The following is a 24,691-nucleotide window of genomic DNA, read 5'->3' as shown; positions in this document are numbered from 1 at the left end:
TCGCTACACTATTTCTTACGCGACCATAGCCACTCAATCAGTGCCAATAGCGCGTCATTTTCTGTGTCAATGTTGTCGGTGCTACTTGTTTGCTCATGACTGCTCAAATTACCATTACTCATTTCGCGAATGATGGCTGCACGCCCATCATTAAACAGCGATTGTGCATAGTCGGTCGCCTGATCCACACCCATGAATTTTACGTAAGTAGATTTATCCAGTTTTTCATCGCTGCCGGCAGGCTTGCCAAGAGTATCGGTAGAGGTGGTCACATCTAAAATATCGTCCTGAACTTGAAAGGCTAGACCAATATGCTGAGCACATTCTTGTAGTGCCATGCGCTGCGGAGCGGTTGCTCCAGCACAGATGCCGCCCATGAGCATGGCCGCTTCAATCAATGCACCCGTTTTGTCACGGTGAATGGCTTCCAAATCGCTTTGTGTGATGCTGTCACTGGCTTCTGCATTGAGATCCAGCATTTGACCGGAGACCATACGTCTGGCACGTGGCGCAAATATAGCGAGCAGTTGGCTTGCAATATTTGAGTCATAAGGCGTAAAGGTAGGCAGCTCTGCGGTCAATACTTCAAAGGCGAGCGTTTGTAGCACATCCCCTGCTAGCAGCGCTGTCGCTTCATCAAAGACGATATGAGCCGTCGGCTGACCACGGCGCAGGTCATCATCGTCCATACACGGTAAGTCATCATGTACCAACGAATAGGTATGCAGTAGCTCTACTGCCAACGCTGCACGGCGCGCCATATCATAATCTGAGTCGTTTTCTAATAGTGATGTTAAGTCATCGCTGACTACAGTATCTTTATCAAACTTATTATCAATATTCTTATCACTGTGATCATTCACGTTGGCGAAAGCACTGGCGACCAGCAGTGGACGTACCAATTTACCTTGGCCAGTCATCACATAACGGCAGGCATCCAACAATGGGCTTGGTAGATCGGCATAAGCAAACAGCACATCGATGTCTTGCGCCAATTGGGCACGCACAGCACTATGGAATTGCTGGGTGCTGTTATCGGCATTGCTATCGGTGCTGTTATCAGAGAAATTAAAAGACTTAAAGCTAGTAGGCATAACGCTTGGCGTAGAAGAAACAGTCATAATCCAACCATTTATTAGAAGAGTAATAAAATTATCGTTAGTGTAGCATGAACGATTATAGTGCTTATGTTGTGGGTCTGATTAATGCCCATTTTTTTACGTTTTAATATTGAAAGTTTGGAAATAATGCAACAAGTCCTCGTTACGTATAGGCGATTTAACTTCAAAGGTGAATGTGTTGTTATAAGAGTGAAAGATGGTCAGGAGTGAGCGACAAGTACCAATAAGTTCACTCACAGTATAAATTTCAGTGTACATTTACTCACTTAAAGCACGTTTGTCACTAGGTAAAGGGTTACTATCGACTTAAGAGTGACTTGCGAGTATGGTATTAGCTTGTGACAGTGAGGGTCATAATCCCCTACACTAATTGGCGTAGAGATAGTCTGATGATGAAAACATGGGTTTTATACCGGAATCTAAACTAAGTGGATAACTCATATAAAACCAAATATCAGTCAGTATTTATAACACCAACACTTGCAACAGCATTACCTTGAAAGAAATTATATAAATGAAGCGCCGTATTTATTTGTGTTAAAGAAACAATAATGAGCACATAGCCATAAATACATAATGATAAGCGCTAGATAATAAAGACATCTTCACTGATTAATCTGCCATGCTTTTTGTCATGATGACGTTATTTTTGTTTGTCATGATGAGAGTACAGGTCAATTAGTGCTATTACTTACTTTACTAACAATAACCGGCTATTTTTTACAGTCTAAAAAGTAGCTTTATAAGTTATAAACTTTATAAGTCATAAATTTTATTACATCGTTTTTATTACAATAGAAAGGAGTTCCACATGGTATACCAAGGAAATCGCATCACGGTGACAATGCTAGAGGATGGCATCGCCAATATGCAGTACAACGCCGAAAATGAGAGCGTGAACAAATTTGATGCTGAGACCAATAAGCAGTTTGGTGAAGCGGTTAGCGCGCTAGAAAAAGCGGACGACGTAAAAGGTCTTATCGTTACTTCAGCCAAAGGCGTGTTTATCGCTGGTGCTGACATCACAGAATTCGTTGGTTCTTTTAAGAAGTCGGAAAGTGAGATCAAAGACTGGGTCGTTCATGTCAATGACGCTTTCAATCGTTTTGAAGATTTACCGTTTCCAAAAGTAGCTGCTATTAATGGTGCTGCCATGGGCGGTGGTTGTGAAATGACCTTGGTGTGTGAATACCGTGTCATGAGCGACAAAGCGATTATCGGTCTACCAGAAACTCAATTGGGTATCTTCCCAGGTTTTGGTGGTACGGTTCGTAGTACGCGTATTATCGGTATCGATAATGCACTTGAGCTTATCGCGACTGGCGCTCCTAAAAAAGCATTGGCAGCATTAAAGCTAGGCTTGGTTGATGCGACGGTCCCTGCCGACGACTTGCAAGATGCAGCGATTGACTTGGTCAAAAAATGTATCTCAGGTGAGCTTGATTGGAAAGCAAAACGTGAAGAAAAACTGGTTCCTGTTAAGCTAAATCAGCTTGAGCAAGCCATGGCATTCAACAGTGCCAAAGGTATGATCTTTGCTAAAGCAAATCCTAAGCAGTACCCAGCACCAGCGCTAGCGATCGCAGCGATTGAGAAGCACGTGAATTTACCACGTGACAAAGCAATCGAAGTAGAAGCAGCTGGTTTTGCAAAAGCGGCTAAAACCCCACAAGCAGAAAGCTTGGTAGGTCTGTTCTTAAACGATCAGCTAGTCAAAAAACTGGCAAAACAGCACAGCAAAAAAGCACATGAAATCAATGAAGCAGCCGTACTAGGCGCTGGTATCATGGGTGGCGGTATTGCCTATCAAGCAGCCAGCAAAGGCTTGCCAATCATCATGAAAGATATCAAGTCTGAGCAATTAGATCTTGGTATGGGCGAAGCCAGCAAGTTACTTGGTAAAATGGTCGATCGCGGCAAAATGACCCCAGCAAAAATGGGTGAAACGTTAAGCCGTATCCGTCCAACGCTTAACTACGGCGATTTTGCTGAAACTGACATTGTTATCGAAGCGGTAGTCGAAAATCCAAACGTGAAGCGTGCGGTACTAAAAGAAGTCGAAGGCTTGGTAAAAGACGATTGTATCCTAGCGTCAAATACCTCAACCATCTCTATTACGTTCCTAGCAGAAGCGCTTGAGCGTCCAGAAAACTTCGTTGGTATGCATTTCTTCAACCCAGTACATCGTATGCCATTGGTTGAAGTTATCCGCGGTGAGAAATCATCTGAAGAAGCGGTTGCGACCACCGTTGCACTAGCGTCTAAAATGGGTAAAGTGCCAGTAGTTGTGAATGACTGTCCAGGTTTCTTAGTTAACCGTGTTCTGTTCCCATACTTTGGCGCATTTGACTTGCTACTTAAGCAAGGTGCTGACTTTGCTCATGTCGATAAAGTCATGGAAAAATTCGGCTGGCCAATGGGTCCTGCTTATCTAATCGACGTCGTCGGTCTAGATACTGGTGTTCATGGCGCAGAAGTCATGGCAGAAGGTTTCCCTGATCGCATGAAGCCTGATTATAAAGGTGCTATTGAGCTTTTATATGAAAACAAACGCCTAGGTCAGAAAAATGGTGTTGGTTTCTATAAGTATGAAATGGACAAACGCGGCAAGCCAAAGAAAGTTGCTGACGAAGCCACTTATGAGCTGCTAAAAACCACCACAGATAGCGAAAAGCAAGAATTTGACGATCAAGCCATCATTGATCGCACCATGATTGCATTCTGTAATGAAACAGTACGTTGCTTAGAAGACAACATCGTGAGCACGCCTGCTGAAGCTGACATGGCGATGATTATGGGCGTAGGTTTCCCGCCATTCCGCGGTGGCCCTTGCCGTTATGTCGACCAAATGGGTCTAGAGAATTATTTGGCACTGTGTGAAAAATATGCATATCTTGGCAAAGCTTATGAAGCCCCGCAAAAGATTCGCGACATGGCAGCAGCGGGCGAGACCTTTTACGCAACAGCGTAATAGGCAGTCACTACTAGGATGAAGTGCCGTACGTTTGCTATTTTTGCATGAAAGCAATTGAGACATGAATCGTCTCGTGAACGTACGATTATAGTTGGTGCAATTTAATACTAGTACAATGAAATCGAGCGCAAATGTACCTATTGTACTTTAAGCGAGATTGACGAGTTTATAGTAGTAAATTGAGCTGACTACACTGACAATAAAAATTGAAAAGGAAGATAGTATGACAATTTTAAGTCCAAAAGACGTGGTCATCGTAGATGGCGTACGCTCAGCGATGGGTAAAACGAAAAACGGTATGTTCCGCCATGTTCGCGCTGATAGCATGTCTGCTGAATTGGTACGTGCATTGGTCGAGCGTAATGACTTTGACCCACGCGACGTTGAAGACATTATCTGGGGTTGTGTCAACCAGACACTAGAACAAGGCCTAAACATCGGTCGTAACATCGGCCTGCTAGCTGGTATTCCAAAGACAGCGGGTGGCCAAACGGTTAACCGTCTGTGTGGTTCTTCTATGCAGGCGCTTCACACTGCTGCTGCGCAAATCATGACCAACCAAGGTGATGTTTTCATCATCGGTGGTGTTGAGCATATGGGTCACGTCGGCATGATGCATGGTGTTGATCTAAACCCTGAAGCGTCAAAGCACTACGCAAAAGCCTCAAACATGATGGGCTTGACTGCTGAAATGCTAGGCCGTATGAATAACATTACTCGTGAAGAGCAAGACGCATTTGGTCTTGAGTCACATCGCCGTGCATGGGCTGCGACTACCGAAGGTCGTTTTGACAATGAAATCATCGGCATCGAAGGTCATGATGCTGCGGGTCGTCTGCAACTATGCACGGTCGATGAAGTGATTCGTCCAGATGCGACGATGGAACAAATGCAAAAGCTACGTCCAGCGTTTGATCCAAAAGGTGGTACGGTTACTGCTGCAACCTCATCTGCATTGTCTGACGGTGCATCTGCGATGCTAGTCATGAGCGCACAAAAAGCCAAAGAGCTAGGTCTAAAACCTCGTGCTCGTATCCGTAGTATGGCAGTGGCTGGTTGTGATGCTGCTATTATGGGTTATGGTCCTGTACCTGCGACTCAAAAAGCACTTAAGCGTGCTGGCATGAGCATCGATGATATGCAAACCATCGAGCTAAACGAAGCATTTGCTGCTCAAGGATTATCAGTACTTAAAGCATTGAACTTGACGGACAAGCAAGACATCGTCAACATCAATGGTGGCGCGATTGCATTAGGTCATCCACTAGGATGTTCAGGTGCTCGCATCACGGTTACCTTGCTAAACGCAATGGAGCAGTCAGATACTGAAATCGGTCTAGCGACGATGTGTATCGGTCTTGGCCAAGGTATTGCTACTATCATTGAGCGTGTGTAATTGTTGATTTATTGAATTGATTCTAATAAAAGCTCTGCACTCGTGCAGAGTTTTTTTTATTGAGATCAAAATCGATTAATTAGTTTTTAATCATATTATTATAACTTTTTAGAGTGAATATGAAAAATTTATTGGGAATGGGGTTATTATCTTTGGGTATACTTGTAGTAGCTGGATGTGCTACCACAAGCAGTAACTGTCAGCCAACGGACAGTATTTATATGAAAAATTATCAGCAAGCATTGGATAATGGTAATAGTGAAAGTACTGCATCGCGAATGGCGAAATACAGCTGCCAAGCACATAACTTAGGGAAATGGGCTGAAGGTAGCAAAGACTCTGGAAACACACCAAAAGAGTAAGTTCTACTTGATGCCAACTGCACCAAATTAGACACACAAAAGCAAAATAGCGATTATTTAAGTTTATCTCCATTGACGCATTCATAAAACTGTGACTAAATAAGAGTTGGTTCAACAATGATAAAACTAAAACGGATTTGAATTATAAACGTCAGTTGTACAAGGAGTGTGCTATGTCTACTATGATTACCGATCGTACTTATCGAATCGCTCGCGAAAATACGCAAGCCATGATTATTGATGTGCAAGAGCGTCTTACCCCGCATATTTATGATCATGAGAATATCGTCAAAAAAACAGTGACGCTTATCAAAGGTCTGCAAGCGCTGAATGTTCCTATCATGCTCAATGAGCAGTATAAAAAAGGTCTAGGCGATACATTGCCGGAGATACGTGAAATATTAGAAGGCACTAATGCCAAAAGCTTTGAGAAAGTCACGTTTAGCGCTTGCGACAACAATGACTCATGGCACTATCTAGCACAGCAGAATCGCAGCATTGTTTTATTGTTTGGGGTAGAGGCGCATGTCTGTGTGCTGCAAACCGCACTCGATTTACTCGATAACGGTATGCAACCGGTCATCATTGGAGATGCGGTTGGCTCACGCTTTCCTTACGATAAAAAGCAAGCCATTCGCCGTATTCGCCGGGCAGGTGGAGTGATTACCACGGTCGAAACCATTCTGTTTGAACTATGCCGTAGCAGTGAAGACCCTGCGTTCAAAACCATTAGCAATTTGATCAAATAACCAATGTCATAGAATTGATTGACTATAATGGGCTAATGATGGTTTCAAATATTTAATTCTCTTTAGACTGTCTCAAAAAATAGCGCTTATGATATAAAGCGCTATTTTTTTATGAGTATTGATAACGAAAGGCAAACTTCCGCTGTAATCAGTCTTAGCTCTAGTAGAATGTATGATATATATTAGGAAAAATAAGAAAAAAGTTCTAAACTTGCTTAAAAAATTATAGAGATAACTATGTCATCAACCAAGCCTATTTTATCAGCCGATTCAACGCGCGCTGTAGATATCGATATAAATGACGTTACCCATTTTTTATTAGAGTTGGATGCGCTCAAACGTGTCAATCGTCGCAGCTATGTGACGGGTACCACGCGCTTAGAAAACTCTGCTGAGCACTCTTGGCATTTGGCCATGGCATGTTGGTCCATCGCTGAGAAGTTTGAGTTAGATGTCAATCATGAAAAGTTATTGAAGTTAGCGCTGGTACATGATTTGGGTGAGATTGATGCGGGCGATACGTTTTTGTATGCCAGTACTCGTAGCACTGCACACGTAGAAGAGCGTGAAGGTATTGTTCGGTTACAAGCTGAACGTGGTAATGGTATTGCGAATTTAAGTGAAGTTTGGGAAGAGCAAGAGACAGGCGATAGCAAAGAAACTCAACTGCTAAAAGTGATTGATCGTTTATTGCCTTTTTTACTCAATCTAAATACCGAAGGAAAAACATGGATTGAGCTGGGTATCACTCGCTCGCAAGTGAGCGGTGCGCATGCATTTATCAAAGACAGCTTTCCTAGCATTCATGACTGGTTATCAGAAAATATCAAATACGCGACTCAGCAAGGGTGGTTGATTGATTTGTAAAGGGACAGGATGATTGTTTAAACATTTTGCAACTTAGCTATCATTTGCACGTGCTACAGTACTGGTGATTGGTTCAACCAAAAAGAGATTGTTAAATGAGATTATCTATAACTTATAGAACATTATGTACATCGCTGGTCTTGGTCAGTATATTAGGCTTGGCACAAATGGCTCAAGCCGCAACCTCCATCAGTAGTGGTAGTAAGTTGGCGCACGATGCCAAAAAGCAAATTGGGGTTACCACCAGTTATGATCCCGCTTATCGTAAATTAGAGTTTCCGCGTGGTGATGTGCCGATAGAAAGTGGTGTCTGCACTGATGTCATCATCAGAGCGTATCGTCTGCAAAACATTGATCTACAGCAATTGGTCAATCATGACATGAAGTCTAACTGGTCAAGCTATCCAAAGAATTGGGGACTGAAATCGACAGATAAAAACATCGATCACCGCCGTGTGCCCAATCTCGAAGTGTTTTTTGAGCGTCATGGGCAGACATTGTCGATTACGGACAAGGACAGCTTTCAAGCCGGAGACATCGTGTCATGGCGTTTGCCAAAAGATAATTTGCCGCACATAGGCATTGTCTCGGACAAGGTAGCTGATGATGGCACACCGATGATTATTCATAATATCGGTAGTGGTACGCAAGAGGAAAATATCCTATTTGCTTATCCTATTCATAAGCATTTTCGATATTAAAGTGCTTTGAATATATTTTAATACTGAAGCGCCTTAGTTATGAGTCGTTACTTTTAATAATTAGTAAAAAGTAATCAATAAAAAGCCCCGTTAAGCGTAAATCATAACGCTTAACGGGGCTTTTATTTTTCGCGGCTCTTGTTTTGTGAGTCAGTATTACATTTATTTGGTGTCGGCACTGCCCAATAATTGTCCCATTTGTACAACACTATTGGCCTTCATACTGTCTTGCCAAGCAGCTTTTGCGGCTTTTGGTAGTACGACAATGGCGGTTGAGCCTAAGTAAAAACGGCCCAGCTCATCGCCTTTCTCAAAGCTCATGTCATGGTTGGCTCCTTGGATATCATCAGTACGCGAAATCTTACCTGTCGCTACCGTCTCGATACCAGCGACAATCATCGCTCCGACCATCACCACGGCTGCTTTGCCATACTTAGTATCAAACATACAAACCAAACGCTCATTGCGTGCAAACAAATCAGGTATGTTAGCTGCAGTGGTCGTGTTGACTGAAAACAGCGTGCCAGGTATGTAACGGGTCTTAGTCAAAGTTCCCGCGAATGGCATATGGACACGATGATAGTTACTTGGTGCTAGATAAACCGTCGCAAAGCTACCATCAGCAAAATAATGGCCATCTTCGCTATTAGCAAGTAGCTGCCCGACATCGTAGTAGCGGCCTTTAGCTTGGAGTAATTTGTGGTCGTCAATCTGACCGAGTTGAGAGATAATACCATCCGCAGGGCTGACGATGCCGTCAGCAGTGGTATCGATAGGGCGAGCATCGTCTTTTAGTTCACGAGTGAAAAAATCATTGAAGCTTTCATAAGCATTGAGACTTTGGCGCTCATATTCGTCCAAGCTAACATTGTAAGCCTTAGCAAAACTACGGATAAAAGTACGTTTGACGTAAGGGTGGCGACTTGCGGCTAGACGGCCTGCAACTTTACTTAGCTGCTGCTGCGGGACAAGCTGTTGCAAGGTGGTGAATAAATTCATAATGAGGTTACCAAAATAGAGTTTGATGTAATAATTAATGGGCAAGTTAGTGGCAGCATTTTATCATGGACAGCATGTTATTGTATGAGCATAATCTGTAAGGAGTCAGTAAATGAAAGCACTTATACAACGAGTGAAGGGTGCGAGTGTTACCATCGATGAACATTGTGTCGGTACCATCGAGCAAGGTGTGTTGGCATATATTGGCTTAGGTCATGATGATACGCTACACAGCGCGCAGAGAATGGTCGATAAAATTCTGACTTATCGCATCTTTGAAAATGATGATGACCCTGCCAAATATGGTAAATTAGATAAAAACGTCCAGCAAGTAGCCGGTGGATTGCTATTAGTATCACAGTTCACTTTGATGGCAAAAACTGATAAAGGTCGTCGCCCTGACTTTGGTGGTGCAATGGCACCCGATATGGCACAGGCGTTGTTCGCACAATTGGTTGATTATGCCAAAACTCAACATATGAATGTGGCCACTGGACAGTTTGGCGCTGATATGCAGGTATCGAGCATCAATGACGGGCCGCTGAATTTTTTATTAGAGGTAAAGTAAACAATCGGATTCAATATTAGAGATAAGGCATTTCAAACAAATGTCATTAAGCTGTCATAATTAATCCGTTTAATAGATAAAATATAGCGAGCGCCTATCGCCTTGTTTATAAGTTGAGTTTCGTCATCTAACGCTGAGAATACCGTATGTATAGTGAGCAAATTTTGATTGTTGAAGATGAACCTGCGATTCGTGAGATGATCGTAATGACACTAGAAATGGCTGGGTTTGATAGCTTGCAGGCAGCTGATGTATCAGAGGCGCATCAGCAAGTCGTCGATCATAGGCCAGCGCTTATTTTGTTAGATTGGATGCTGCCCGGAGATAAAAGCGGCGTGGATTTTTGCCGAATGCTCAAAAACGATGAGATGCTCTCTGAGATACCAGTCATTATGCTGACGGCCAAAGGGGAAGAAGATAGCAAAGTTCACGGCCTTGATGCGGGTGCTGATGACTATATGACCAAGCCTTTTTCGACACGCGAATTGATATCAAGAATCAAAGCAGTGTTACGCCGTAGTAGTGCACTCAGTAGTGATAAGCCTATCGAAATAGGCAGTCTGAGCCTAGATACAAAGAGTCAGCGTGTGACAGCCACAGGCAAAGTCATCGAGGTTGGCCCCACTGAGTATCGATTATTAGCGTTCTTTATGAGTCACCCAGAGCGTGCCTATACGCGGACACAACTGCTAGATCAGGTATGGGGTGGCAACGTCTATATTGAGGATAGAACCATTGATGTACATATCAAGCGTTTGCGCACCTTACTACGCCCACATGACTGTGATAAGTTGATACAGACAGTTCGTGGTACAGGCTATCGGTTTTCTAGCTTTATTGAACCCAATTAATTGATAATAAAAGTGCCTTGGCAATCGTGACTCAATATAGCGAATAGTGGTAAGGACAATAGATGAGCAATACTATGCCAATAGAAAATAATCAACAGGGCACATTAGAGCCAACCTCTGAGCAAAATGCAACGGGTCAACTTAAAAAAATCAGCAGCGCCGTACAAGCGCTACGAGATGCGGTGATTTTACTCAATGACGATGATGGTTTAGAGTGGTGGAATCAAGCGGCAGAGGATTTGCTATTATTGCAAGTAATGGATAAAGGCCAAAGCATTTTTGACTTCATCAGCGCCCCCGAATTCCGTCAATATTATCAGTCGATCACGACACCTAATGATGGTGTTCATATAGAATCATGGCGAGATGCTAAGCGCTATCTAAAGTGTGAAATTACACCTTTCGGTGATGAAAAGCTGCTCATTATTTACGACGTGACACGATTGCATAACTTGGAAGAGATGCGCCGTGATTTTGTCGGGAATGTCTCGCATGAATTGCGTACGCCACTGACCGTCATGATGGGGTATTTAGAAAACTTCTCACATCAGCCAGATATGCCGCCGCATTGGCGTCGTGGTTTTGAGTTAATGACTCAGCAGACGGCTCGCATGAATAGAATTGTGAATGACTTGCTCCTGTTATCTCGTATTGAAATCGAAGAAGCTCATGAGCTGACATATATTGATATGACCAAGCTGCTGACTCATGTCTATGATGATGCGCAAGCATATAACCAATCGTATGGTCATACCATTCATTTGCAGATAGATACTTATGACGGGCTGCAAGGCTCAGAGATGTACCTAAATAGCGCGTTGTCCAACTTGGTGATCAATGCCATTAAATATACCCCAAAAGGTGGCAACATATCTATCAGCTGGACCAAGACGTCAGAAGGCTGCAAGTTTGCTGTTGAGGACAATGGTATTGGCATTGCACCGCAGCATATCGCACGTTTGACGGAGCGTTTTTATCGCATTGACAAAGGCCGTAGTCGTGCCACAGGTGGTACGGGTTTGGGCTTAGCGATTGTAAAACATGTCTTGTATCAACATGAGGCCAACTTGCAAATTGATTCGGTAGAAGGGGTTGGCTCCACATTTAGCATGGTATTTCCAACAGCTTACGTTCGATCTGCTCCGACGAGTTAAGACCAGAAATATTACTGACTTATAGACGGATAATATGCCCTAGTTCTTTTGCAAAAATGGATACGGATTCACAGCACTACCATTTATGTATATTCCATAATGGACATGGGGCGGTGTGCCTTTTGCATTGCCACTATCACCAACATAGCCAATGATATCGCCAGCATTTACCCAGTCGTTGGGAGCAATATCGGCATAGTCCTCTAAATGTGCATAGTAGTGTCCTGCGCCTCCAGGTCCAACGATGACCACCACGCGACCACCCAAATTGTTTTCCCCCACTTTTCGGACGATACCTTGCGTTGTCGATTGTATCGGTGTGCCTCGTGCGGCAAAAATATCAATACCTTCATGCGAGCGGCCTTGGCTACGCGCAGCGCCCCAAGTATCCGTTAGATGCTGCTCTGGTAACGGCGAGGGTAGACTGTCTTCTGTGGGCAGTGCTTGCTGCAATAGACTCAACTGCTGCCATTTTGACACAACAAACGACTGTGTTTGTTGACTGATACTTGGCAGTAGTTTGTCTAATATAAACAATAGCATCACCAACACAGCAGCTCTAATGAGTACGCTTAGTACACGGCGTAGGAGTGTGGGCTTGGCTCGCTGATGTTCATTGACAGGTAGCATAGGGCTCTCTTGGTTTTTTTATATTATGGAATACTATATTGTAGAAGTTCTATCCTTCATTTTCTGTATGACCTTGTTATATTTGGCTTTTATCCCAATAATCATAAATGTGACAAGCGTATTGCTATTCATTATGACGTTTCTATCAGGCCATTTCAGCTACTATTGATGACCATATTTTATGATTGATTTTGACACTGCTCTGATTATCGACACCGAAACAGATCAAGGCCGTGATCCACGACCTATTCAAGTTGCGACTATTAATGTGGCGACAGGATTTGAATGGATGAAATACTTTAATAGTGGCCGATCTATATCACCCGTTGTTATCAAGGTACATGGTATTACTGATGAGGATGTGGCTGGTCTTGAACGTTTTGAATTAGATCAATTTGAATTGCCTGAGTATTTGATTGGTCACAACGTACGTTTTGATTGGCGAGTGATTGGTAGTCCTTCTGCCAAACTCATATGTACTGTGCGGCTAGCGCGGGCAGCCTTTCCAGAATGGAGTGCTTATGGTCAGTCCAAGTGTATCGAGCAGCTATTAGGAAAGTCTGAGGCAAGTGTAATGACAGTTGCCGCTCATGATGCATTAGGCGATGCGCGCATGTGTTATTTGCTGTATCAGGCTTGCTGCGAACGTCTAGAGATTGCTCCGACGGATTTTTCGGCGGCGCATGCTATCTCTAATAAAGCGACCCCTGTGAGTAAAATGCCGTTTGGCAAGCATAAGGGCAAGCCAATTAAAGAAGTACCGATCAACTATGTTAAATGGATGATAGGCAATATTCATAACATGCAGCCGTCGCTGTATTCTGCGTTGACCAAGCGTATCAAAGCAGAAGAGAACGAAAATGCGGAAAAGTAAATAGAGCTGATTGAGTTTAAATGGGTTAGTAAAAAATGCTACTGCTTATTCAGCCAATCTACTGCCCTCTGCCATAGTTGTGGCGCTTTGGCATTGGTTTTACTACTAAAATAACGCATGTGGCCGATATGGTTTAGCCCGAAATCTTTGGGTTCTAAAAAGCGCTTTTCTACTGGCATTTTCGTAAATACGCGAATCATATCATCCATGTTTTTGCTATTGGCAATCTCGTCATCGCTAAATCCCAACCAAAGCGCTGGCATGCTCAGTTCATCATAGAAATGCGTGTGTATGCTCTTGCCAAAAGCGGTCTTGATATAGCCTGCGCCATTGCACCAATCACGCCACTGTCGAGCCACACCGCGCGGTAATGGCTCACCCATGCCAATTTTATCCGATGGTGTGTAGCCTAGCGTCAAGTTAGCGAGTGGAATGAATGCATCCATAAAGCCTATTGCCTTGAGTTTATACGGCATGTCCATGTTTTTGATACGCCCTGATGAGCAGGCAACGTTGAATACAGAATTGATAGTCTTATAATTGGGCATCAAACCAATGAGCTGACCGCCTGCACTATGACCAATTAAATGATAAGTCGCATCAGAGAACTCATCTTGTAGGGCATCAAGGACGGCTGGCATGTCATGGCGACCCCAACTAATCAAAGATGCATCACATTTAGATAAGTCAGAAGAAAGCGACTCGCCGATACCTTCGTTATCAAAAGTCAGCACCCCAAAGCCGTGTTCTGCTAAGTAGGTCGCAAAGCTATGGTAAAACTGGCGTTTGATACCAGTGGCTGGTGCTATCATAATCGCTGTTTTTATTGTTTCTGTAGGGCGATAGACAGTCGCTGCCAATACCTTATTACGGTCTGTCATGATGCTTAGAGAGTAAATCTCTGTTTGCGAGTCAGTATCCATTTTATTATTGAGAGTGCTATTGTCCATGGTTTGACCTTAGTGTGTTTTATCATTTTTGTGAGTGCGTTTGATGAGTAAAGAATCGCTAATCGTCTCGGGCATGTAGTTATTGCGTAGTGATAAATCGTTGCTGACATCTGATAGGATTGCTTATGTTAGAATAAATCCTGGTAAGGAAGGCACTCGAAGATGACTTCCAAGTTCTATTTTTTTTATTTTAAATGCTATTATCTATCAAGGTTTTCATAAAAATCTATTATTTGAATAATTAATATACATACACTTTTTAATAACTAAACTTTTAATCAATAGACATTCAATAAAAACAATCGATGTAACATTAAGGAAGCTATATGCAAATGAAGATTAACAACGATACGTATGAAGTTATCACTAGCCAAGACATCACTAATATTGAACAAGCAGTTGATAAGTCTGAATTGACGATGCCATTAGTGGCAGTGTATTGCGGATCACGTCTCGGTAATAAAGAAGTCTACGAGCAAGCAGCACGTGAGTTAGGTCGTGCGTTAGCCGATAATGGTATGGGTCTGGTCTACGGTGGTGCTAGTATTGGGCTGATGGGTGCGGTCGCAGATGAGGTCATTAATGGTGGTGCGCAAGCAGTTGGCGTGATCCCAACCTTTATGCTCAAACATGAGATTGCTCATGAGCAGCTAACTCGTTTGCACCTAACCGATACCATGCACACCCGAAAGACAGTGATGGCAGAGTATGCTGATGCCTTCATTACATTGCCTGGTGGTCTTGGTACATTAGAAGAAATCATGGAGATTGCTACTTGGCGTCAGTTATATCAGCATGAAAAGCCGATGATTATCCTCAATATCAATGGTTTTTATGATCGTATGGTTGAGCATTTAAAATATACTGCTGACCAAGGGTTTATGAAGCAAGAAGATCTTGAGCGTTTGGTGGTGTGCAATACGATTGATGAAGCCATTGACCTATTAAAAACCGTAGTAACCATCGATAGTGCTGTCGATACAGAAAAAATGGCTGGTAACTAAGGCTGGTTTTAAGCAGTATTTGGCTTATAATTGATTCAAGTTAAAAGTAGTACAAGGCAATCGAGTGTAGATCTACATAAAAAAAGAGAGGGTGGCTAATTACAAGCCACTCTCTCCTTTTTTCGTGCAGTTTTTAAAGTAGCTAATAATGAGGCTTAAGACAAGCCTGAAACCATGTCTGATTTATATGAAATGAACTATATAGCGTCTAGGGTCTTCTTAGGAATACTGTGATTCACGCCCGCCATTGCTAGAGGGAAACCACGTTCTTCAGCCAAACCACGAGCGACTCTATCAATAGTCATACTATCGTTATGCATCAGATAAGACCATTCATGAGCATCGCGATTGCGATTCGCAGGCGTATCGGAATCAACCAAGCCAAGTTTAGTCAATTCGTCAACGATTTGATCGGCAGCGATCAGAGTCGAGGATGCTTTGACATTTTCAGCACGCGCATAACGTATATTGGAATATAAGCTCACATCGGCAACCCGCAAAGTGTCATCTTGCCCAGGTATTTGCTGCCCACCATATAACGCATTACCGACCGTACGCGCGCTATGGAAAGTCGGTACAAACTCAGCCACATAATCAATCGATTGTTGGCTGCGAGCTTGTAACGGGGCTTTGTCCCAACCATCTTCGATATAATGAACATATTGCGGTGGCAATTTCGGCTGTGCACTTTCTTTGCTAGAAGCGACCAGACCATCATCAAATAAAGTGATGAATTTACTCATGCCATGTATTTGAAAGTAGCCACCTGGATAAGGGGTTAGCTGCGCCATGCCTTCTGGTGTACCTCGATTGCCATAAACAATAATCTCTGGTATCTGCCCGCCAGCATTGTCCCAATGCGTAATATAAGAGGACTTAAACTCAACCATACGACTCACTTTGACACCGACCATATCGTCGATTACACCAGTACGAAAGCCACAGGCATTGATCAAGTAATCTACTTCGATAGACTCAGTCTGAGGCTTTGATTCAAGGGTTGATTCGAGATTTGATTCGTAACCAGCAGCTTGTTGGTAGTCGATACGCCATTTGGTGACATGGTGATCCGCGTTTGAGCAGTTCTCACAGTCGACAGGCATGACTTGCTGTACTTGAGTATCGGTAAAGACATGAGCATGGTCATAATCTGCTAGTGCCAATTGTGCAGAAGCCGCTAGGCGGAAGATATTCCAGCCATACTCCTGTACAACAATCAATGGAAACTTAACTTTGTTCAGATCCAGATACTTAGCAACGGGTATCATCCACTCATCAACAGTCGTCGGTACAGTGACTTGCTCACGCTCAGACAGCTCAATCAGCTGCTCATGGCTATACAGTTGATAGTAGTCTTCCGGCTCACCCAGTACTTTATTACTGCTATCTTGAGCGATAAGTTCACGATAAGCATCGGTCAATATATCGAGACGTGGAAGCAAGTCTTCGGGTAGACCGCCATCTCGTGTCGGCACCGCAAATACGGTTGGACGTACATCGATGGTATAAGGATAAAGACGTAAAATATCGATGCATTGTTTCAGTAGGGCAACACAGTCCTCGTCAGGTATCTCGCGATATAGATTGCCCCCTGCATGTAGATGACACATCGGTGGGCCATCAATCAGCGATTTGTTTTTTTCAAATAAATACGTCTCAAGCCCTAACGCTGCAAGGCGAATAGCAATAGTTGCTCCAGCCGTACCACCACCTAGAATACCGACGCGTTTAGTAGGATGCGTTTGATTTTTGATAACAGATTGAGTCATTGTCGTTGTTATATCCTTAATAGCATTCACAGCAAATAGTGCTCGATGTATTCATTAAATATCTTGTGTCTAAATAACTTATAACTGTTGATATGCGTGCAAAGTTGCCAACTTCAATATGTATATTGGGCCGCAATGGTAATATTTTCTATTGTTTAGTAACTCTTAAACTCTATAGCGTTATTTTACGAAAAACTACAACTAACATGACGGCAAATAAGTAAGTGAATACATGAGTTTTGTCAACGAGTAGGTAGGACTGTCTGTCCAGTGCGATGGATTTGTTGGCTTGTTCCGTAGGATATAAGCAGTTTTGTAAAGACCACTCTGTATAAAAACAACTGTCTATATGCCCATGCTATATTAAATAGCCTGAAGTCAGGATTGGGTCATTTTTGCTTTTACTCAAATCACATGTAATCAAAGCACATATACTCAAATAATATGTACTCAAGTCGTATGATCGTAAGCAAACTCTAAATAAAATTAACCATGACAATAACAAGGACGTTATCATGAAACGTATGCTCATATTATCGGCGTTGACAGGTGTTTTGACGCTCACTGGTTGTTCAACTTTAAACAATGTAATGGGGAAGGATGGTTCTGGCATGCATGAAGTGCAGGCGACTAATAATAATACGGCACCCATTACGAGCAAAAACGGTATGTTGGTTGATGCGAACAATCACATGACCTTATATACTTTTGATAAAGATGCTATGGGTAAATCAGAATGTGGCGCTGCGTGTTCATTAGTATGGCCAGCATTTTTAGCACCTGACAATGCAAAAGCCTCAGGTCAGTTTGCTGCGTTCCAACGCGAAGACGGTAAGTATCAATGGGCCATGAATGGCAAGCCTTTGTATTTTTATGCCAATGATACTAAGGTGGGTGATAAAGATGGCGATAATAAGTTAGGTGTGTGGCATATCGTTACAATGAAATAAAATAGCTAACCTTGAGTCGAAAAAAAGCAGCCATCATCGTGGCTGCTTTTTTGTTTGCTGATATTTGCTGAGAGTAGGTAAGTCTGCTTATCAAACACTAACTAGAGATTCAGTTCCTTCAGCTTCCAATACCATTTCTTTGGTTGGCTCTTTTCTATACAAAGGGAAAAAATCTGAGCTTAAATCGTTTTCAGTAAACCAATTATTCGCAATCAACGCGGCATATTTGGATGAATTGACAACGAGTCTATAGGTTTTAAACAACAGCTCTTGTGAGCTAAATCCTTTTTTATATTCATATAACGAATCTAGGTTGGAGCCTAGGCCGCCACCAAGATGGAGTAAGTTATAATTATTTTCTCTACCCCAATTACGAGCAACATGAGTAATAAGTTTAGACGGCTGTAGATGTGTATAGGCGTTGAGTGTACCACCGAGATGGAACTGCATAATGCCTGATTCTCTACAGATTGTGTATATCGATGAACCAATGGCTTTGCCGTCTTGATAAGCCGTTATTAGTAGTATTCTGTCTTGAAGGTTTTCAAATAAATTGAAAAAATAGTTGTCATCAAAAAAGTAATACTGGCTAGCATTAACATGTTCCATCGTTTCTTTATAAATGTTCGAAAACACCATGGCGCTTTCTTTGGTTAGGGACTCAATTTTTGTGACAACCTCCATTTTCATGGCTTTTTTGATGCCTCGACGATGACGGTTTTGAGTCTCGCTCCAGTGTTCTTCTTCTGATTTTGTTAAGTCAGACATTAATGTCAGGCCGTGAGTAAGCGCTTTTCCAACGGTAGGCAGCCATTCTTTATTGATGATTGGATGCAGTCGCATAAATAATGACACACAACCCTTTTCAAAGAGAAAAGCTCTTATGCCTTCTAGTACGAGATCGAGCTGGGCATCGGTTAGCGTCTTGTCCATCACAGGACCGCCGTAGCCATATGTAGAGGTGGCATCCCAATGCTCTGATTCTATCTCTCGTATGATAATAGGTAAAAACACTTTTTTATCTTTGTAGTGAGCGACTATACCTTGAGGCATGCCTTTATCGACGACGGCTGATGCCGCAATCCAGCCAGATAAATGGTATACGTCAAAATGATAGTCTGATATTTGCTTATCCCATTCTTTATCTATATCTATAAAATCAACTTTTATTGTATCCATTTTTCTGCTTCCTCAGTGATATGTATTATATTCGTAAATTCACATATATGAATATAACAATAAATTTCGAGGTTAACAAGCCTATCAAAATCTTTTATGCGTTTTATTGAATATATAGTCCAACAATAAAGCCGTTATTTTTATATCAATAAAAAAAGCAGCCATCGAGTGGCTGCTTTTAGCTATTTTGGTAATAGTTTTGGTGCTTGTTTTAGTATGCAGATTTAAGTCTAAATCTCATTTTTTGATAGTTTGTGAGTGATAGGTTTTGGTTGAGGATGCTTTAAATTCAATAAACCATACAAGAGTAGTGTGCCCATCGTCACGACTGCGGCTGATAGATACAGGCCAGGGTCATAACTTCCATAAATTTTAACAATATAACCTGTACAGATGGGTGCAATGATTTGAGCTGCACCATACGATAACGTCATTGTTCCCATGAATTTAGCAGGATCACTTGGGAAGAATTTACCGGCCATCGTCAATACCAAACTCACACAAGCGATGAAAGTACCGCCAAATAACACTGCACTGATTATGACCGTAGGTAAGCTGTCATTGAAGGCAGGTAGTATGATGCCGATAATTTGTAAAAGATAAGCGGCGATTAGTGTCCTAAGGTAACCGAACCTCCGAGCAATACGATCCCATACAAGTACAGCTGGGGTAGCGGCCAAGCCAATCAATAGAAAGACAAAACCTCCTTGTCCTTGTAAGCCTTTTGTACTCTCTACAATATCAACGATAAAGGTAGAGCTGACTGCATAACCATAACCTGCACAAAAATAGGCCAGCATCATTAATGATTTGAATGTCTTGCTTGGTGGATTGTCCTCAATCACTTCTTGATTTTTACTATCGGTGGAAGGGTGTGGCATCCACAACCATGCAGGCACAGCAAAGACAATCGCCAACACAGAGAGTGCCAACCACTGCTGTTGCCAATCTGCTGATATTGATTGCATTGCCTCAAACAATAACGAGGTAATCACAATGCTCAAGCCTGCACCTGCGAAATGAATCCCGAGCTCAGCACGGTGGTTATTTTTTACTAGCCATTTCAATATCAATCCTGAAGCAATAATAAATCCGCCTGAAGCACAGACGCCAGCGAGGAACCTTAATATCGCCCAAGTGGTTATATCTGTGGTCAGAACCATAGCTACAGAGGTGACTACACTTAAAACAAGATAAACACGATGTAAGTTATATTTATAATTCAGATTATGCATGCTCGCCGCAATCAAAACGCCAAACATATAACCCATAAAGTTCGTGCTGGCTAACCACCCGCCACCTAACTCTGTTAAACCTGCGCCTTCTTGCATGACTGGTAGCAATAGACTATACGAAAATCGGGCAACCCCTACAGTCACTATTAAACTGCAAATTCCAGCCATGTATACACGGACTTTCGTGAGTTCTATAGACATTTTTATTACTTCATATCGGAAAGTTATTAACAAAGAATACGTGACTCTGTTAATCTTAAAAATTGAATTATCTAGAACAAAGTATTCTCATTATAAGAACTGTTTAATAAGTGAATAAGGATTTTCACATAGAGATTTTGACGTTAAAGACGTTTAAAGCGGTTGTTGATGAAAACGGTATTAAAGGGGCTGCTGAAAAACTGCATACCGTTCAGTCAAATATTACCAACCGTATCAAAAAACTCGAAAGGGAGTTAGATACCAAGCTATTCAATATCATTGGTCGAAAGCTGCAATTAACCCCGAGTGGGCGACAGCTGTGCGATTATGCTGATCAAATTTTACAGTTAGAGTATCAAGCCACATCGGCTATGCTGCGAAATAAAGACAGTTATGAATTAATAATCGGTATGCCTGAAACATTTGCCGCTGTTCATATGCCATTGGCACTGAAGCAACTGAAGTTAAACCACTCTGAAATCCGTGCCAAAATCTATACAGATACCAGTGATAGGTTGGTCTTGGCGGTTTTAAATAATAAAGTAGACTGTGCGGCAATTGGCAATGCACCCAAGCATAAAGATCTGGTAGTGATTCCTGTTGTCAGAGAAGAGCTGATGATGGTGACGCCATTAGATAGTGAGCATGATCCTGTCTTATTCGTACGTGATGAAGGTTGTGGTTACAGGACACAGGCCATCATTTGGCAACAAGAAGCAGGTAGAGGGTGTGATGAGCTGATGCTGATGAGCAGCGCTGACGGTGTATTGGGGTGTGTCGCTGCGGGATTAGGCTACACCATCATTGGTAAAAATATGGTGGTCGGCAGCCGATATGAAAAATCATTGGTCATGACGCCACTCAGTCATGGGTCAAAGCAAGTTCAGCTATCGATTGTTTATCGTAAAGACAGCCCACTGGCATCAGGGGTATTAACGCTAGCCAAATTGCTAACGGAATAATATGGCATGCTATGGTCTATTCACTATATAACTATGATGCAACTACTACGGTATTCATCTCGATCACTACTCTAGGGTATCGACTGCTAAGGCTTTTATCACCATTGGCATACTATTCTTTGGTGTTCTAGAACTAATTGGTCTTTATCAAGATTGTATTGGCATATCATTACAGTCTTAGCGCCCGACTGACTTGCATCGGACGCCGAAAACCGTTAAAATCGCGGTTTGATTTTCCCGCTGGGGAAAGGCTAAGTGAGCAGAGGAATGGTGTTGGGTGCTGGAATAAGCCAGTGATGCAGCTGCCATACTTATAAATGTCCTTAGTGCCTCAGTTACGTATGCCATTGTTGATTTGGCACATCATTTAAGATGTTGCTCAAAAGCACTATACATACATCGGACATAGAGAGTTTATTATGCGTAAAGATATCCATCCTAATTACCAAGAAGTTTTATTCCACGACACTAACGCTGACGTTTTCTTTTTGACTCGTTCAACTGCTAAAACCAAAGCTACTCGTGAATACGAAGGTACAGAATATCCATACTACCCACTTGATATCTCAAGTGCGTCGCATCCATTCTATACTGGCGAACAACGCAAAACTTCTACTGAAGGCCGTGTTGCTAGCTTCAACAAACGCTTTGGTGCGTTTGGTGGCCGTAAGAAAGCTGCTGATACTGACGCTGCAGAATAATTTACACTTATTGTGTAAATATATTTCGCAAAGCAATAAAAAACCGCTGAATATTCAGCGGTTTTTTATTGCTTTGAATTTTAGAGTAGTATTTTTGAAAGGTGAAATTAAGACAAGCCCTAAGCAGTCGGCATGTCTAGCACCTGTACTATCAGCTCTGACAACTGCTGTGCCCAATAGCCATACATGAGGCTACTAGGGTGAAAGCCATCACTGGCAAACATCACGGCGATATCGACAGGTTTGCCATCAAAGTGCTCTTCTATCATCTTTGCAAAGTCAGTTTCCATATAAGTGACACTGTCATGCTCGGCACAGACTTGCTGCAGTATCCTATCCAAAGTGGATGCTTTGGCACCAATAAAATTATTGAGCGGAGTAGGGATGGCAGGCATTTGTGCCATTGGTGGTAGACTTGAAAAAATCAATTCTCGCACACCAAATTTACGCTTAGCAATAGCAATAATCTCTTCAATCTGCTGCTGCCATTTACGCACAGAGACATTGGCAGTGGTGTCATTGACCCCAACACTCAGCACCATGACATCAACCGCTTGGCTAGGAGTGGGTAGGATATAAAGCCGACGCAAGATATCAAAGCTAGTGTGACCCGTAGTTGCTTGCAATGACCATGTCAGCTCATCAAACTGAGTATGAATAGCAGACTGCTGCTGCAGAGCAGGGATCAGCTTGCCTACTAATGCTTCTTGCTGCGTTTGACTACCAACACCAGCGGCGGCCGAGTCACCAACCACCATGACGTTTAGCGTTTTTTTGATGCCATCTTTTTGTGTATTAGCAGACAGGGTATTAGCAGAGTGGTTTAATTGAACATGACCATGCCTTTCGCCATGTGGTTCAGGCAAGCGAACCGTGTCACGTTTGATTCTGCGACCTTGATAAAGATAAACAGGGGCAAGCAGTACATCTCTTGCCACTGTCGCCATTTTATTACTATTTATCATATTGCCTACCATCCAGCACGCTCTCGAATAGTCGTTAGGTTATCTTCAATTAATAACTGGCCATCGACATAAACGTCACGCAACAGGTTTTCTGCATCGGCACCTAAGTCATCGGCTTTGATGGTTTTTAGTTGTCCGTTGCTGTCTTTGACCAAAGCCAATCGACCTTTTTTTGAGCGTTTCGAGCGGCTGGTGATGGGATCTTTATAGATATCTTTCCATGCACTATCGATAGAGATGGAACTGGCTTTCATTGCCCAGCTCATGGTGTCACGGTTGACTTGCTGTAGTAAGCCGCCGCCCATACCAAAGGTTACGTTTTCAGCGCTGAAGCCTGCTTTTAATATGACATCAATAATCTTGGTTAGGCTTTGTGGACTGATACCATCACCTTGGATGACTCGTACATAATCTGGTAATACTTTATAGCCTTTACTATTAACGGTCGTGCCGAATTTCACTGCCAAGCGCTCTAATGCTTCGCGAACGACTTTGGTAGGCTCGCCACTGTCTGGTCTGATCACCAATGTGCCGCCCATATTTTTCACGTCGTCTTTTAGGCTGCCACCCCAGATATTATCGATGGCATTCCATAAGTCATAACTGTCTGAGACCACTGAGAAGCTTTTGCCTTCGCCACCAAACTGTTCAATCATATTGGCAAAGGCTGCTGTCTCACCGTCACGGCCCCATGCAGTCATTGTACTGTGTTCAGCTGCAGGGATAGAAAACGCTGGCATGTCTTTATCCATTTGATACCAGCGACTGGCAGCTACTAGTGCCGTCATTGAGTCAGTGCCCGCAAAGTTGACCAAATGTGCCAAGCTACCGAGTGCCACAGACTCCTGACTAGATGCACCGCGTGAGCCAAAATCATGCAGTCTAAAAGTAAGGGAATCTGTGTTGTCTGCTGATTTTTCTAATGCTTTACGAATAATGTCTTTGCAATAATGCGAGACACTGGCGACCGTTGATGGATACCAAATAGCACGTAATAGTGCAGTTTCGATATAGCTAGGTAGCCAGTAAAATTCAGGATCGGTATTGATGACTTGGCAGACTACATTGGACACTGGTACGATGCTGCCTTCGGGTACGGCTTCGATACGTAATGGTAGATAACCATTGTGTTTGTCTACCAAATGCTCCCAACCAGCACGATTGAAAGTCAAGCCATGCGCTTGAACGACCATTTCGGCTTCGTCGATATCTTGGTGGGTAATAGGGGTGCTTAGGTATTCTTTGATAAAGGCCTGCAAGCCAAAAAATACCACATCATAGTCGCCTTTACGCGCCTCAATGTAGCTTGACAGATATTCGCTACCGCTTGGATATTGCACCCAATGTGAGGTTTTATAGCTGTCACTGTTAAGAATTAAATTATTTAGATTACTGGTATACATCACAGAACTCCTCTGCTTTGAAATGCCGCAGCTGCTTTAATGAAAGAGCAGTTGCAGCGGTAAACCCTTGCCGTCTATCGACTCGGGCGGTGAAAGCTGTTGTACAAAAACGTGTGCAAAAATGAT

At 42.7% G+C, this 24,691-nt stretch carries 23 protein-coding genes; 14 read left to right on the top strand and 9 right to left on the bottom strand.

What is annotated here, in order from left to right:
• Window positions 1–8: 8 nt before the first annotated feature.
• Window positions 9–1,121, bottom strand: coding sequence for a polyprenyl synthetase family protein (locus AAEY75_RS13285; RefSeq protein ID WP_352259811.1), 1,113 nt, complete (start codon window positions 1,119–1,121; stop codon window positions 9–11).
• Window positions 1,122–1,932: 811 nt separating this feature from the next.
• On the opposite strand from AAEY75_RS13285, the gene fadB reads away from it, so the two are divergent.
• From fadB to AAEY75_RS13255, 6 genes are all read left to right on the top strand, one after another.
• The gene (fadB, locus tag AAEY75_RS13280; protein WP_352259810.1) at window positions 1,933–4,092 is read left to right on the top strand and encodes a fatty acid oxidation complex subunit alpha FadB; all 2,160 of its coding nucleotides are present in this window, start codon (window positions 1,933–1,935) and stop codon (window positions 4,090–4,092) included.
• A 226-nt stretch (window positions 4,093–4,318) separates the two neighbouring features.
• On the top strand, window positions 4,319–5,491 hold the full coding sequence (gene fadA, locus AAEY75_RS13275) for an acetyl-CoA C-acyltransferase FadA (RefSeq protein WP_352259809.1): 1,173 nt from the start codon (window positions 4,319–4,321) through the stop codon (window positions 5,489–5,491).
• 221 nt (window positions 5,492–5,712) lie between these two features.
• A complete protein-coding gene (locus AAEY75_RS13270) occupies window positions 5,713–5,853 on the top strand; it encodes a hypothetical protein (protein WP_341610608.1) in 141 nt (46 codons plus the stop codon).
• A gap of 173 nt (window positions 5,854–6,026) precedes the next feature.
• Entirely contained in the window at window positions 6,027–6,602 is a 576-nt protein-coding gene (locus AAEY75_RS13265) for an isochorismatase family protein (protein ID WP_110924173.1), read from the top strand.
• Window positions 6,603–6,839: 237 nt separating this feature from the next.
• On the top strand, window positions 6,840–7,469 hold the full coding sequence (locus AAEY75_RS13260) for an HD domain-containing protein (RefSeq protein WP_352259808.1): 630 nt from the start codon (window positions 6,840–6,842) through the stop codon (window positions 7,467–7,469).
• Window positions 7,470–7,564: 95 nt separating this feature from the next.
• A complete protein-coding gene (locus tag AAEY75_RS13255; RefSeq protein ID WP_352259807.1) occupies window positions 7,565–8,170 on the top strand; it encodes a DUF1287 domain-containing protein in 606 nt (201 codons plus the stop codon).
• Window positions 8,171–8,332: 162 nt separating this feature from the next.
• Here the strand turns inward: AAEY75_RS13255 and asd are convergent, their stop codons facing one another.
• The gene (gene asd / locus AAEY75_RS13250; RefSeq protein WP_352259806.1) at window positions 8,333–9,169 is read right to left on the bottom strand and encodes an archaetidylserine decarboxylase; all 837 of its coding nucleotides are present in this window, start codon (window positions 9,167–9,169) and stop codon (window positions 8,333–8,335) included.
• A 112-nt stretch (window positions 9,170–9,281) separates the two neighbouring features.
• Between asd and dtd the strand changes: the two genes are divergently transcribed.
• The 3 genes from dtd (at window position 9,282) to phoR (ending at window position 11,742) form a co-directional block, all read left to right on the top strand.
• Complete coding sequence (dtd, locus tag AAEY75_RS13245) at window positions 9,282–9,737, top strand: D-aminoacyl-tRNA deacylase (RefSeq protein WP_197135182.1); 456 nt, start codon at window positions 9,282–9,284, stop codon at window positions 9,735–9,737.
• A gap of 146 nt (window positions 9,738–9,883) precedes the next feature.
• Entirely contained in the window at window positions 9,884–10,588 is a 705-nt protein-coding gene (gene phoB, locus AAEY75_RS13240) for a phosphate regulon transcriptional regulator PhoB (protein WP_194198244.1), read from the top strand.
• A 62-nt stretch (window positions 10,589–10,650) separates the two neighbouring features.
• Window positions 10,651–11,742, top strand: coding sequence for a phosphate regulon sensor histidine kinase PhoR (phoR, locus tag AAEY75_RS13235; protein WP_227685934.1), 1,092 nt, complete (start codon window positions 10,651–10,653; stop codon window positions 11,740–11,742).
• 39 nt (window positions 11,743–11,781) lie between these two features.
• Here phoR and AAEY75_RS13230 read toward each other — a convergent pair whose 3' ends face one another.
• Window positions 11,782–12,372 carry a M23 family metallopeptidase gene (locus tag AAEY75_RS13230; protein ID WP_352259805.1) on the bottom strand — a complete coding sequence of 197 codons (591 nt, stop codon included), beginning with the start codon at window positions 12,370–12,372 and terminating at the stop codon, window positions 11,782–11,784.
• A gap of 181 nt (window positions 12,373–12,553) precedes the next feature.
• On the opposite strand from AAEY75_RS13230, the gene AAEY75_RS13225 reads away from it, so the two are divergent.
• Window positions 12,554–13,246: a putative quorum-sensing-regulated virulence factor gene (locus AAEY75_RS13225; RefSeq protein WP_197135180.1), complete on the top strand. Its 693-nt coding sequence runs from the start codon at window positions 12,554–12,556 to the stop codon at window positions 13,244–13,246.
• A 38-nt stretch (window positions 13,247–13,284) separates the two neighbouring features.
• On the opposite strand, the gene AAEY75_RS13220 is transcribed toward AAEY75_RS13225, so the two are convergent.
• On the bottom strand, window positions 13,285–14,196 hold the full coding sequence (locus AAEY75_RS13220; RefSeq protein ID WP_227685932.1) for an alpha/beta hydrolase family protein: 912 nt from the start codon (window positions 14,194–14,196) through the stop codon (window positions 13,285–13,287).
• A gap of 326 nt (window positions 14,197–14,522) precedes the next feature.
• Between AAEY75_RS13220 and AAEY75_RS13215 the strand changes: the two genes are divergently transcribed.
• Window positions 14,523–15,200, top strand: coding sequence for an LOG family protein (locus tag AAEY75_RS13215; protein WP_197135179.1), 678 nt, complete (start codon window positions 14,523–14,525; stop codon window positions 15,198–15,200).
• Between the two features lie 197 nt (window positions 15,201–15,397).
• Here the strand turns inward: AAEY75_RS13215 and AAEY75_RS13210 are convergent, their stop codons facing one another.
• On the bottom strand, window positions 15,398–16,969 hold the full coding sequence (locus tag AAEY75_RS13210) for an FAD-dependent oxidoreductase (RefSeq protein ID WP_352259804.1): 1,572 nt from the start codon (window positions 16,967–16,969) through the stop codon (window positions 15,398–15,400).
• A gap of 515 nt (window positions 16,970–17,484) precedes the next feature.
• Here AAEY75_RS13210 and AAEY75_RS13205 point away from each other — a divergent pair.
• Window positions 17,485–17,919 (top strand): COG4315 family predicted lipoprotein, encoded by a 435-nt coding sequence (locus AAEY75_RS13205; protein WP_352259803.1) that lies wholly within the window; start codon window positions 17,485–17,487, stop codon window positions 17,917–17,919.
• A gap of 90 nt (window positions 17,920–18,009) precedes the next feature.
• Here the strand turns inward: AAEY75_RS13205 and AAEY75_RS13200 are convergent, their stop codons facing one another.
• Together AAEY75_RS13200 and AAEY75_RS13195 are read right to left on the bottom strand one after the other, a co-directional pair.
• Window positions 18,010–19,098 (bottom strand): GNAT family N-acetyltransferase, encoded by a 1,089-nt coding sequence (locus AAEY75_RS13200; protein ID WP_352259802.1) that lies wholly within the window; start codon window positions 19,096–19,098, stop codon window positions 18,010–18,012.
• A 230-nt stretch (window positions 19,099–19,328) separates the two neighbouring features.
• Window positions 19,329–20,534, bottom strand: a complete 1,206-nt coding sequence (locus AAEY75_RS13195) for a YbfB/YjiJ family MFS transporter (protein ID WP_352259801.1) — start codon at window positions 20,532–20,534, stop codon at window positions 19,329–19,331.
• A 110-nt stretch (window positions 20,535–20,644) separates the two neighbouring features.
• Between AAEY75_RS13195 and AAEY75_RS13190 the strand changes: the two genes are divergently transcribed.
• Entirely contained in the window at window positions 20,645–21,496 is an 852-nt protein-coding gene (locus tag AAEY75_RS13190; protein WP_352259800.1) for a LysR family transcriptional regulator, read from the top strand.
• A 419-nt stretch (window positions 21,497–21,915) separates the two neighbouring features.
• On the top strand, window positions 21,916–22,197 hold the full coding sequence (locus AAEY75_RS13185) for a type B 50S ribosomal protein L31 (RefSeq protein ID WP_110924187.1): 282 nt from the start codon (window positions 21,916–21,918) through the stop codon (window positions 22,195–22,197).
• 119 nt (window positions 22,198–22,316) lie between these two features.
• Here the strand turns inward: AAEY75_RS13185 and AAEY75_RS13180 are convergent, their stop codons facing one another.
• Together AAEY75_RS13180 and AAEY75_RS13175 are read right to left on the bottom strand one after the other, a co-directional pair.
• Window positions 22,317–23,162, bottom strand: a complete 846-nt coding sequence (locus AAEY75_RS13180; RefSeq protein ID WP_352259799.1) for an SGNH/GDSL hydrolase family protein — start codon at window positions 23,160–23,162, stop codon at window positions 22,317–22,319.
• A 5-nt stretch (window positions 23,163–23,167) separates the two neighbouring features.
• Window positions 23,168–24,565, bottom strand: a complete 1,398-nt coding sequence (locus AAEY75_RS13175) for a nicotinate phosphoribosyltransferase (protein ID WP_352259798.1) — start codon at window positions 24,563–24,565, stop codon at window positions 23,168–23,170.
• Window positions 24,566–24,691: the final 126 nt, after the last annotated feature.

The sequence above is a fragment of the Psychrobacter sp. TB55-MNA-CIBAN-0194 genome (assembly GCF_040309505.1).
In the GTDB taxonomy this organism is placed as follows: Bacteria; Pseudomonadota; Gammaproteobacteria; order Pseudomonadales; family Moraxellaceae; genus Psychrobacter; species Psychrobacter fozii.
Note: the sequence above shows the minus strand (reverse complement) of the source record. Positions and strands in the feature narration are given on the sequence as shown.